3 protein-coding genes are annotated in these 1,352 nt (G+C 40.8%); 2 read left to right on the top strand and 1 reads right to left on the bottom strand.

Annotated features, from left to right (window positions below; translation table 11 throughout):
• The coding region (locus L2744_RS21410; protein WP_248993763.1) for a hypothetical protein at positions 1-191 on the top strand (191 nt) is incomplete at its 5' end.
• 19 nt (positions 192-210) lie between these two features.
• On the opposite strand, the gene L2744_RS21415 is transcribed toward L2744_RS21410, so the two are convergent.
• Complete coding sequence (locus tag L2744_RS21415) at positions 211-504, bottom strand: hypothetical protein (RefSeq protein WP_248993764.1); 294 nt, start codon at positions 502-504, stop codon at positions 211-213.
• A gap of 313 nt (positions 505-817) precedes the next feature.
• Between L2744_RS21415 and L2744_RS21420 the strand changes: the two genes are divergently transcribed.
• Positions 818-1,352, top strand: a 535-nt coding sequence (locus L2744_RS21420) for a hypothetical protein (protein WP_248993765.1), incomplete at its 3' end; no start/stop codon positions are given.

Consider the following 1,352-nt stretch of genomic DNA (forward strand, 5'->3'; position numbering starts at 1 on the left):
TCATGGTGAGCTCCTTCATTTCATGGTTGATGAAATCAAGGCACAAGCATCCCTTGCTCCGGCACTCGCCGAAACTTGACAGTAGGGCATTAGGGCGCTTTAATGAAGTTGTCGAGCACCTAAATTCGACAATTTCAGAAGAAGTCAGCATCTGCAAAATGCTGACTTTTTCCCTTTCTGTGCCTTGGTAAAAAAGAAAAAAACAGTCAGTTACATTTCGATAGGCTTCTCCTCTATCTGGCATTGATGTTCAATACGTTGTTTGGCTAACCAAAGTGCGATGTCTTTCACCAGTGCAAATCGTCCTCGTCTTCCCGATATCGTAAAAAGCTCGACAGGAAATACTGGTTGCGACATGTGTTTTCGCAATGAATGGATACTCCTGTAGCCCATCGCATTAGCTAGCTTTTCGCCTGTTAACAGGGGGGAGCCGAAGCGATGCATCAATTCACGCTCTAACTCAAAAGCCAGTGCCTCCACGTCACTACTGAGCTTTTTATTCATGCTGCAACCTACTTAGATTTGGTGGGATTAACTAAGAATACAAAGCTAAGCTAAACTTGCATAAGGCTTTCTTTTTCAATTAAAGGCACGAGTTTGTGAGGAGGATATCAGTGAAAAACTATCATTTTCTGTGGCTTAGGTTCGGTGAGAATAGTTTGGCATTGAAATTGCCAAATTTATTTTATCTATGTATACCTTTGAAAATTACCTCGCGCTAAGTAGAAATACCAAATCACTGGCAACGCGCTATTGGTGTGCTTGCTTGAAGGAGCATTTGGGAGTATCCAGCGCCTACGGAATAAAAAAGCGATTATTGACAGAAGATGAGCAACGGAGCAGTCACTTAGGCTGGTTAAACAGTTCATCACGTTTCTTTAATAAAAAAGAACAAGGTGAACCAGTCATTAGAGTTCACGTTGTCGAAGATATCGACAGGCGCTTAAACACTGAATTCAATTTTATGGCTTTACTTTGCCATCCACTATGGCAACTTATTGATAACAAAAAGTCATCAAGACAATCAATCAACCAAGTATTGAGCAATCTCCCTGCAAATTATGTGAACTTACTTTTCAGAGAAGATGCTTATGGCAACCTTGTCAGAAAGAAAAACATAAGCCGTAAAGCGCTCGAAAAGTTATGCGACAGTATCGATATCCACGCATTAACGTGCTGGATAGCGTTTTGTTTGGAAACACCAGAACCAAATAATCCAGTACTCGATATAAACCAACTGTCGGCACTTAAATATCTAATCAAAATAGGGCTAACAACCCCTTTTTCGGCGATAGTAGAAGAGTTTCACTTCTATATGAATGAGCAGTTCAGGCCCCTTTATATCAATTCTT

It is taken from the genome of Shewanella profunda (assembly GCF_023283765.1).
Taxonomy (GTDB): domain Bacteria; phylum Pseudomonadota; class Gammaproteobacteria; order Enterobacterales; family Shewanellaceae; genus Shewanella; species Shewanella profunda.